Raw genomic sequence first — 9,626 nt, forward strand, 5'->3', positions numbered from 1 at the left:
GCTATTGCGATGCCGGGTCGCCGTGGAAGGCGGTCGACGCCACACTCCCGTCGCCCCCGTCGTCTATCGTCAGCACCGTGCGATACTCCATCGGCGTCGACCTCGGCACCACGTCGATCGCGGCAGCGATCGGCGACGACCTGGGCACGCGAGCCGCGCAGCTCTCCCCGCTGCTCGTCGTGCCATCCGCCGCGTTCTGCGCCGCGGATGGGGCCATCCTCACCGGCCAGGCCGCCCTCGACGCCGCGGCCGACGGCGAGCCCGCGCGGCTCGTGCGCGGGTTCAAGCGCCGTCTCGGCGACCCGACGCCGATCATCGTCGGCGGGGCGGGCTTCCCGCCCGAGACGCTGATGGCCGCACAGCTGCGCGACGTCGTGGCTCAGATCGTCGAGCAGCAGGGCGCACCGCCCGAGCGCGTGGTGCTCACGTGCCCCGCCGCGTGGGGCCCCTACCGCAGCGAGCAGTTCGCACGCATCGGCGAGCTCTCGGGCGTCGTGATCGACGAGATCGTCACCGAGCCCGTCGCCACCGCGACGTCCGTCGCCCGCGAGCGTCGGCTCGAGGAGGGCGCGATCGTGGCCGTCTTCGACCTCGGCGGGCGCACGTTCGACGCGACGGTGCTGCGGATGGCCGCAGGCGGCTTCGAGGTGCTCGGCACCCCCGAGGGCGTCGAGCACCTCGGCGGCGACGACTTCGACGACGTGATCCGCGGCCTGCTCGACCAGCGCACCGGCGGCCGCATCTCGGCGCTCGACGCCGCCGACCCCGACGACGCCGCGATGCTCGTCGCGATCGACGACGCGTGCACGAGCGCGAAGGAGGCGCTGTCGGTGCGCGACGAGACCGTCGTGCGGCTGCCGTTCGACGACGCCGACCACGCGCTCACGATCGCGCGCGCCGACCTCGAGCGCGGCATCCGCCCCTCGGTCGAGCTCGCGGTCGCCGCGCTGCTGCGCACGATCGACTCGGCCGGCATCGACGCCGACGCCGTCGACGTCGTGATCCTCGCCGGCGGCTCGTCGCGCATCCCGCTCGTCGCCGAGGAGGTCGCGCGCGTCGGCGGGCCCGTCGCCGCCACCCACCACCCCAAGTTCACCGTCGCCCTCGGCGCGGCCGAGCACGCGAGGGCGCTCGCCGCCGGCGAGCCCGCGACGACGACGAGCCCGGCTGCCACGGCGGCGCCCGCATCCGACGACGCGGGCGCCTGGCGAGCGCCGCGAGCGACGGCGACGCGCCCCCGGGTGCCGCGCGGCACGGCGATCCTCGCCGGCGTCGCCCTCGCCGCACTCGTCGTCGCGGCCATCGTCGTGGCCGTCGTGCTCGGACGCGCGAGCGCATCCGACGTCGCAGGCGCCAACCCTCCCTCCACGCAGCAGGCGCAGGCGAGCGAGTCCGCGAGCACGCCGCCCACCGTCACGGCCTCCGCGCCCGACGACCCCGACGCCGGCGACACCCAGATCGCGACCGTCGCCTCGCCGATCCTCACGGGCGGCAGCTCGACGGCCGGGCTCGGATGGTTCGTGCAGTCGAACGACGAGTCGGGCGTGTGGGGGTCGACGGCCCTCGCCGAGGGCGAGGCGACCCGCCCGCACCTGACCCTCACCCAGACCGACGCCGGCCTGCGAGCGAGCTGGACGAGCGGCGGACCGGCCCAGATGTACGCGCAGAGCACCGCCGACGTGCTCGACCTCGCCGCCATCGCCGCCGACGACGGAGCGCTCGTCTTCGACGTCACCCGCAACGCGGGCGCCGCCGAGCGCATCGAGATCGCCGCGCACTGCGGCTACCCGTGCGGCGCGTCGGTCGACATGACGAGCACGATCAACGGCATCGACGAGGGCGCCACGCAGCACGTCGTCATCCCCGCGTCGTGCTTCACGGAGGCCGGGCTCGCCGCCGAGGCCGTCGACACGCCCTTCCTCGCGCTCGCGAGCGGCGACCTCGACCTCACGTTCTCGGAGATCCGCTGGGAGAACCTCGCAGGCGCCGAGCCGGCCGCCGTGCGATGCGGCACGTGATGCAGCCGTAGGGACACCCCTACCGTCGGCCTCGGGCCGACCTCCCGAAGGGAGGGATGGGCCCAGAGACAGCGCCTCCGCGCGGTCGGACGATCGAACCGGACGTCGACCGACGGAGGGACCCGATCATGGCCATCACCGCAGCACCCCGCGCCACCACCACCAGCACCACCGCGTTCGACGAGCTCGTCGCCGCGCACCGACACGGACTCGTGCGCTACGCGACGAGCCTCATGGGCGGCGACGTCGCCGCCGCGGAGGACGTCGTGCAGGAGACCCTGCTGCGCGCATGGCGGCACCTCGACCGCCTCACCGAGCAGCAGGGATCCGTGCGCGGATGGCTGACGCGCGTCACGCACAACATCGCCATGGACCACCACCGGGCCCGACGAGCGCGCCCCACCGAGATCGCCTGGTCGGAGTTCGACGAGGAGCGCGCGGCCGCGCTCGACGACCCGGCCCGCGAGGTCGAGGATCGGGTGCTCGTGACCGAGCTGCTCGCGCACGTCTCGCAGGCGCACCGCAGGACGCTCGCGGAGGTGTACCTCGCCGACCAGACCACCGCATCCGCCGCCGAGCGCCTCGGCGTGCCCGTGGGCACCGTGAAGAGCCGCGTGTTCCACGCGCTGCGCACGATGCGCTCGCAGACGGCGCTCGCAGCCTGACGCACGGCTTCGCGCCCGTCGGATCCGAGGATCCGGCGGGCGCGCTGCTGCGCGCGGCGCGATGCGCGGGCTCGGCGTGCGGCCGAGCGCGCGCCGTCACGCGCCGATCGCCTCGGGCAGCGGCACGTCCTCCGGCAGCAGCAGCACGAGGTCGTCCATCGACGGGTCGTCGATCGCCCGCGTGCGCCGGGCATGGTTGGCGATCGCCGCATCCATGACCTGCCGCGCGTACCGGCCGTTGCCGAACGACGCCGAGCGGTCGACGGCGGTGAAGTGGCCCCGCAGCGCCGCGACCGTGGAGCCCGTGCACTCGTAGCCCGAGCTCGTCGCATGCTGGTTCACGATGGTCACGAGCTCGTCGGGCGTGTAGTTCGCGAACCGCACGCGGTGCGAGAAGCGCGAGTCGAGGCCGGGGTTCGTCGCGAGGAACTGATCCATCTCGCGCTCGTAGCCCGCCGCGATCACGACGACCTCGTCGCGGTGGTCCTCCATGAGCTTCACGAGCGTGTCGACCGACTCCTTGCCGAAGTCGTTGCCGCCTCCGCCGCCGGAGGCGAGCGTGTACGCCTCGTCGATGAAGAGCACGCCGCCGCGGGCGCGATCGAAGGCCTCCGTCGTCCTGCGCGCCGTGTGCCCGACGTACTCGCCGACGAGGTCGGCGCGCGACACCTCGGTGACCTGCCCCTGGGCGAGGACGCCGAGCGCCGTGAGGAGCGAGCCGTAGAGGCGCGCGACCGTCGTCTTGCCCGTGCCTGGAGGGCCGGCGAAGATCAGGTGCCTGCTGAGGGAGGGCGCCGGCAGCCCCGCCGCCTGCCTGCGCCGCGCGGAGGTCAGCAGGTCGACCATCCCCTGCACCTCCTCCTTCACGCCGTCGAGCCCGACGAGCTCGCGCAGCGTGCCGAGCAGCTGCTCGACGCGCTCGTCGTCGACGCGACCGACGCCCGCGCCGATCGAGGATCCGGGCAGCGGCCCGAGGTCGTCGGGCACGAGCCGGGTGAGCGTCAACGCGTCGACCTCGTCTGCGGTGCCCAGCCGATACGCCTGCCTGCCGAGCATCTCCTCGAACACCTTGCGGGCCGTGCGGCCGTTGCCGAAGGTCTCGTCGCGCGGCAGCTTCGTGAAGTAGTCGTGCAGCGCGGCGCGCGTCTCGAACTCGAGGCTGTAGTGGTTCGCCCTGCAGAGGCCCTCGACGATCGTCACCATCTCGGCGGAGGAGTAGTCGGTGAACTCGATGGTGCGCGAGAACCGCGAGGACAGGCCGGGGTTCGCCGCCATGAACGTGCGCATGTCGTTCGTGTAGCCGGCGACGATGACCACGACGTCGTCGCGGTGGTCCTCCATGAGCTTCACGAGCGTGTCGATGGCCTCGCCGCCGAAGTCGTTGCTCGACCCGCCGTCCTTCGACAGCGCGTAGGCCTCGTCGATGAACAGCACGCCGCCGAGCGCCTTGTCGAACATCTCCGTCGTCTTGATGGCCGTGCCGCCGATGACGGCCGCCACGAGGTCGGGGCGCGCGACCTCGACGAGCTGGCCGGTGCGCACGACGCCGAGGGCGGCGAGGATGCGGCCGTAGAGCCGGGCGACCGTCGTCTTGCCCGTGCCGGGCGAGCCCGCGAAGACGAGGTGCCGCGAGACGGGCGGCGAGGGCAGCCCGGCCTCGGCACGGCGCTCCGCCATCTGGTGCATGCGCACGAGCGTCTCCACCTGGCGCTTGACGCTGTCGAGGCCGACGAGCTGGTCGAGCTCGGCGAGGAGGCGCTCGAGCTCGCTCTCGCCTCCCGGCGCCTGCTCGGGCTCCGCACGACGGGCGCCGTCGCCGTCGGCGCGCTCCCGAGCGGGGGCGCCGTCGTGCGCATCCTCGTCGTCGGCCTGCCGCAGCCCGTCGAGCTCGACGTCGGCGTCCGGGTCGACGCGCACGGCCTCGCCCGCGACGTCGACGACCCGCGTGCGCCGCAGCGCGCCGGTCGACGAGTCCTCCCACGCGACGCCGTGCCTGCCACCGCGCACCGAGCCGCCCTCGAGCACGAGCCGCGCGGCGTCGCGCGCGACGGCTCCCTCCCCCTCGGGCTCGACGATGCGCACGTTCGTGAGCGCAGCGGTCGCCTCGTCGGAGACCGTCACGCCGGTGCCGCCGGGCCGTTGGATCGTGGAGTCGGCGAGCGTGAGCGACGCCGAGCCCGCGACGACGACGGCATCGTGCCCTGCGCCGCGCAGCTCGCACGTCTCCCCCGTGAGCCGTGCGCGTTCGATGAGGTGCAGCGCATGCGTCGCGCCGTCGTGGATGCCGACGCCGGAGAGCTCGATGCTCGCGTCTGCCATGCCGACGACGCCCTGGCCGCCGAGGTGCCGCATCGTGACGTCGGCGAGCGTCGCGGAGCCGCCGGAGGTGACGAGCAGGCCGATGCCGTCGCTGTCGGCGACGACGGTGCCGGTCGCGTCGAGGCTCGCGCCGCCCTCGACCGTGATGGCCGCGTTCGCGATCGCGCCGATCGTGCCGCGCACGATCGTGAGCTGGCCGCCGTCGGCGACGAGCAGCCCGCCCTGCGCCGACGCGATGGCGGCGTCGACGAGGTGCGCGGCGCTCGGGCCGCGCACCACGAGCGCCGTCGTCGCGACGTCGTGCAGCCTGCCACCCGACATCTCCGTGCGGCCCCCCTCGTAGACGAGCACGCCCGCGCCCACGTCGTTCGCGACGCTCGTGTCGTGCATCGACAGCTGCGCCTCGGCACGCACCACGAGCGCGACCTCCGTCGACGCCTCGATCGTGCAGTCGTCGAGCGACAGCGCACCCGACTCGACGTCGACGGCCACGTCGCCCTCGGCGCGGGCGATCGTCACGCCCGAGACGCGCACCTCGACGGCTGCGCTGCGCACCGCGGGGCCGCCGGTGCCCTCGATGCGCACCTCGCCGGCGTCGCCGACGCCCGAGAGCGAGACGGCGCGGTCGATCGTGACCGACTCGCGGTAGACGCCCGGGCGGATGGAGATGACGTCGCCGTCGTTCGCGGATGCCACGGCCGACGCGATCGACTGATGGCAGTCGGGGTTGTCGGCGGCGACGGTGAGCACCGAGCGCTCCTGCGCGATCAGTCGAGTGGCCATGTCGTGCCCTCCCAGGCGTCGGGGCGGATGGCGGCCGAGAGCCGCTGCCAGGTCTTCGCGTCGATGGCCGCCGGCGGACCGGCGGTGCGCAGGTGCGCGACGAGCTCGGCATCCGGCGCGATCCAGTGCCGCTCGAGGTAGTACGCGGAGGCGTCGCTCCAGATCCACGTGCCGTCCGAGCGCAGGGATGCGGGGACGGCGGCGTCGTGGTCGCCGAGGTCGTCGCGCAGCGGCCGCGCGGCGTGCACGACGACCGAGCCGGAGCGCAGCAGCGCGAGCAGGCCGTCGCGCTCGGCCCGGTCGACGACGACGCGATGCTCGGGCGCGAACCAGGGCCGGCCGTCGCGGTGGCCGTCGAACACGCGAGCGACCCTCGGCGGGGCGGGGCTCCGACGGTGCGCGAGCCGTGCGGCGACGCCGTGGAGGAAGCCGCGCATCCGCTGCCCGGCGCGGACGCCGCGTGGCTCGCGGCGTGGCCGCGCCCCCGGGGCGACGCCGGTCGCGTCGTGCTCGACGAGGGCGGCGGGGGTCGGGTCGACGGAGGGCGCATCGGGCGCGGGCTGCGGACCGATCGGGCCGGTGACCTCGGCAGGGTCGGCCACGTCGACCGCGTCGACCACGTCGGCAGGGTCGGCCACCTCGGGCACGTCGGCCACGTCGGCAGGGTCGGCCACCTCGGGCACGTCGGCCACGTCGGCCACGTCGGTCACGTCGGTCACGTCGGCCACGAGCATGCCCGGCTGCTCGCCGACCTGGTCGTCGGTGGGGCGCTCGTGCGTCATCGCGGTGCTCCTCATGCTGCCAGCGGGAGGTCGCCCAGCCAGCGGTCGTGCGCGTGCGCGCCGAGGTCGCCGCGCGCCTCGGCCACCGCCTGCAGTCGCGCGAGCGCCTGCTCGGCGTCGGTCCCCTCCTCGGCGAGCAGCAGCCTCGGGGCCGAGCCCGCGACGCTGCCGAGCACGCGCAGCCGCGCGCCGGCGGGCAGGACGACGTCGGCGGCGCCGGCAGCGCCGTGGAGGACGCGGTCGAGCCTGCGCCCGCTCGTCGTCCAGATGAGCGCCTCGGACGGACCCGCCGCCGGGCCGTCGGCCGCTGCGGCGACGAGCGGCACTCGCAGCCGCAGCGTCGAGCCCGTCGCCGCGTCGGCGGCGACCGGGATGCCGCGCACGACGACGGAGCGGGCCGTGGGCAGCATCGCGAGGCCCTCGGCGAGGCACGTGTGGAAGTCGAGGTCGTACTCGCCGTGCGGGTCGGTGGCGAAGACGCGCACGAGCGAGAGTCCCGTGAGCATCGCGGAGCGGTCGCCGGACGCCACGCGCATGCCGGGCTGCTGGGCGAGCAGCTGCGACACGGTGCGGCTGGCGACGTCGTAGCGCGAGCCGAGCGCCGTGCGCACGCGGTGCCGCTGCTCGGCGGTCGACCGTGCGCCTGCGGGCACGTCGAGGGTGGCGTCGCTGCGCTCGACGCGAGCGGCGCGCACGGGCTCGGCGACCTCCCCGGCCGGGCGTGCAGGCTCCGACGCGACGGGCCCGGATGCGGGCGCCGCCGCCTCCGTCGTGGGCTGCGTCGTCGATCCGTCGTCGGCGTCGCGCTCCGGCTCGGCGGCAGCGGGCGCCTGGTCGGTCGGATGCGGCACGTTCGCCGGCGCGACGGTCGCGCGGGCTGCGACGCCGAGCGAGCGCGCGACCGCCGACCCCTGCAGGGCACGCGTCAGCGCGTCGCTCGCGGCGCTGCCCGGGGTGGAGGCCGGCTGCGCGGATCGCGCCGCGCCCGCGTCGATGCGCTCGGCACGCGCGGGCGCGTCGATCTGCGCGGCGCTCGCAGCGCTCACGGGACGCACGGGCTCGTCGATCCGCGCGGCGCTCGCAGCGCCACGCGCGGGACGCGCGGGCTCGTCGATCGGTGCCGCGCTCGAGGCGCGCGTGGGACGCACGGGCTCGTCGTCCGGCGCGGCGGCGGCGGCCGCGCGACGCGTGGGCGATGCGGGCGGCGCGGCGGGCTCCGCCGCCCTGGCCGCGGGCGCGGGCGGAGCGCTCGGCGTCTCGCTCCCCGCGTCCTCGGCGGGCTCGGCCACCCGTCGCGGCAGCGCAGCCGCGTACCAGGCCGCCGCCGCGTCATCGGCGCTGCGCACGTTCGTGACCTCGGCGTCGCGAGCCCGGCGTCGCGCCGCGCCGGCGCTCTCGCGCGGCGCCCGCTCCTCCGCATCGCCGCCGACGACGGCCGCGACGGTCGTCTGCACGTCGGCCGTGCGGGGCTCGGAGGTGGTCGGCTGCGACGCGACGCCCGCGTGGGCGGCGCTCGCATGCCGCGCGGCATCGAGCGCGCGGGTCGCGCGCTCGGCAGCCGGCGTGGTCGCGACGAGCTGCGAGGCGGCGGGGTCGACCGACGCGCCGTCGGCCTGCGCATCGCCCACCAGCTCGGCGACGACGACCTCGGCATCGAGGCCGACCGGGGCATCGACGCCGACCTCGGCCTCGCCGACGGCGGCATCCGCGACGACCTCGGCGTCCGTCGCGTCGGCGACGCGCTCCACGTCGGTGTCGCCGCTCGCATCCGCCTCCGCGGCGACGAGCCTGCCGTCGGCGGTGATCGCGAGCGCCTCGGTCGGCGCCCACCGCCCCGGGTAGGCGTCGCGCACGACGCGCCTCGCTGCCGCGTCGACCGGATGGATCGAGACGGGACCGCCGCGCTCGAGGCGCTCGAGCAGCGGACCGAGCAGCGCAGGCAGCGCCGCCGGGCGCCCGGCGCCGTCGCACTGCAGGAAGACGCCGAGCGAGTCGGCGGGCGTCTCGAGCTCCGCAGGATCCACGAGCGGCTCGTCAGAGGATCGCACCACGATCCCGGCGGCCACGACGTGCACGAGCCAGCGGTCGCCCGCACACCTGCGCACCCTCGGCGTCTCCCCCAGCCGGTACGCGCCGTCGTCGCCGGCGACGAGCCCGGCGGGCGTCGCCCAGCGCTCGAGCGTCACGGTGCCGCCCGGGTCGCAGACGCTCTCGAGCGCGAGCGCGGGCACAGGCGCCGCCTCGTCGCCGTCGATCCGCACGTGGCGTCCGTCGATCTCGACGCCGTGCGCGATGCGGAGCGGATGGTCGAGGGATGCGGCGAGCGCGCGCGCCGTCGCGAGCGGGAGGCTCCCCGGCCCGTAGCCCGCGAGCACGACCGCCGAGCGCGTCTCGACGGGCAGCGCCCGCAGCACGTCGAGCAGCCGCTCCTCGGTGGGCGCGGGCTCCGCGGGGCTGCCCACGACGACGAGCAGGCGTCGCTCGCGCACCGCGATGCCCGCGAGGTGCACGGCGTGCCGGGGCTCGGCGCCTGCCGTGATCCACAGCCCTGCCGGGATGTGCGCCGCGCCGCGCAGATCCTCGGGCAGCTGCGGCTGCCAGGTGGGCGCCGGGTAGCGCCTGCCCGCGGGCTTGCGCGCCCCGCGTGGGCTCTGCGCGATCCAGCCGTCGCCTCCCCCGACCGAGAAGAGCGTGCCCTCGCAGGGGATGAAGCGGCCCTCGGGCGCGATGACGGCGACGCCGAGCGCCTGCGCGAGCCGCGTGCTGCCGGCCGTCGCGCCGTCGTCGCCGACGCGGGCGAGCCCTGCATCCGGCACGACGACGGTGCCGTCGAGATGGGGCAGCACGGCGTCGACGACCTCGGGGGCGGCATCGCGCAGCGCCTGCCGCAGGGCAGGCGTCGCCGTGAGGTACCGTGCGGCGCGCAGCGGCGGCAGGCCGTCGAGGAGCGCTGCCGCGTCGGCCTCGCCGTCCTCGGCGACCACGATCCCGAACCCCGTCCGCTCCACGGTGATCGACGTCACGGCACCCCCTTCCCTCACCCCGACCACGGCCGCAGG

Annotated in this window: 5 protein-coding genes; 2 read left to right on the forward strand and 3 right to left on the reverse strand. The window is 75.9% G+C overall.

Translation table 11 applies throughout. The annotated features are described in order from the left end of the window. Positions 1–77 precede the first annotated feature (77 nt). Together ACFQPP_RS00230 and ACFQPP_RS00235 are read left to right on the forward strand one after the other, a co-directional pair. The gene (locus ACFQPP_RS00230) at positions 78–2,018 is read left to right on the forward strand and encodes an Hsp70 family protein (RefSeq protein WP_376914439.1); all 1,941 of its coding nucleotides are present in this window, start codon (positions 78–80) and stop codon (positions 2,016–2,018) included. A gap of 128 nt (positions 2,019–2,146) precedes the next feature. After that, the gene (locus ACFQPP_RS00235) at positions 2,147–2,683 is read left to right on the forward strand and encodes a sigma-70 family RNA polymerase sigma factor (protein ID WP_376914440.1); all 537 of its coding nucleotides are present in this window, start codon (positions 2,147–2,149) and stop codon (positions 2,681–2,683) included. A gap of 96 nt (positions 2,684–2,779) precedes the next feature. Here the strand turns inward: ACFQPP_RS00235 and ACFQPP_RS00240 are convergent, their stop codons facing one another. Genes ACFQPP_RS00240 through ACFQPP_RS00250 form a run of 3 tightly spaced genes read right to left on the reverse strand, consistent with a single transcriptional unit; the run spans position 2,780 to position 9,590 of the window. After that, on the reverse strand, positions 2,780–5,785 hold the full coding sequence (locus ACFQPP_RS00240; RefSeq protein ID WP_376914441.1) for an AAA family ATPase: 3,006 nt from the start codon (positions 5,783–5,785) through the stop codon (positions 2,780–2,782). Next, on the reverse strand, positions 5,770–6,567 hold the full coding sequence (locus ACFQPP_RS00245; protein ID WP_376914442.1) for a hypothetical protein: 798 nt from the start codon (positions 6,565–6,567) through the stop codon (positions 5,770–5,772). Before ACFQPP_RS00245 ends, ACFQPP_RS00240 begins: the two co-directional genes overlap by 16 nt. Before the next feature lie 11 nt (positions 6,568–6,578). Continuing rightward, positions 6,579–9,590, reverse strand: coding sequence for a hypothetical protein (locus ACFQPP_RS00250; protein WP_376914443.1), 3,012 nt, complete (start codon positions 9,588–9,590; stop codon positions 6,579–6,581). Positions 9,591–9,626 lie beyond the last annotated feature (36 nt).

It is taken from the genome of Agrococcus sp. GCM10030265, assembly GCF_042666675.1.
GTDB lineage: Bacteria > Actinomycetota > Actinomycetes > Actinomycetales > Microbacteriaceae > Agrococcus.

Coding starts and splice junctions, on each gene's coding strand:
- ACFQPP_RS00235 (WP_376914440.1), top strand. CDS start 2,147: ATGGCCATCACCGCAGCACCCCGCGCCACCACCACCAGCACCACCGCG.
- ACFQPP_RS00240 (WP_376914441.1), bottom strand. CDS start 5,785: ATGGCCACTCGACTGATCGCGCAGGAGCGCTCGGTGCTCACCGTCGCC.
- ACFQPP_RS00245 (WP_376914442.1), bottom strand. CDS start 6,567: ATGACGCACGAGCGCCCCACCGACGACCAGGTCGGCGAGCAGCCGGGC.